Below are 269 nucleotides of genomic sequence, written 5' to 3'. Positions count from 1 at the left end.
CCTGCATCCTCGGCCTTGGCGCCTTCTACACGGCCATGACACGTTTCGGCCTGTCGGCCTTCGGCGCGATCACGATCTTCGGCCTCGTCGTGGCCGGCACGATGTGGTGGATCCGGCGCTGGCACCAGCGCAACCTCGTCGAGCACCAGGACGAGGTCGAACAGCTGCTCGACCTGGCCCGCACCGACCACCTGCCCGTGGACCGGTAGCCCAACCCCTACCGGCTTCGCCGGCCCCCTCAAGAGGACGCCGTCAGTGGCCTGGCAAAG

General features: G+C 68.4%; 1 protein-coding gene. It reads left to right on the top strand.

The annotated features are described in order from the left end of the window. On the top strand, positions 1-209 hold a 209-nt coding region (locus tag RVY79_RS19825), incomplete at its 5' end, for a hypothetical protein (RefSeq protein WP_317466282.1). Positions 210-269 lie beyond the last annotated feature (60 nt).

Origin of the sequence: Chromohalobacter sp. HP20-39, from assembly GCF_033052815.1 — a bacterium.
In the GTDB taxonomy this organism is placed as follows: Bacteria; Pseudomonadota; Gammaproteobacteria; order Pseudomonadales; family Halomonadaceae; genus Chromohalobacter.
Note: the sequence above shows the minus strand (reverse complement) of the source record. Positions and strands in the feature narration are given on the sequence as shown.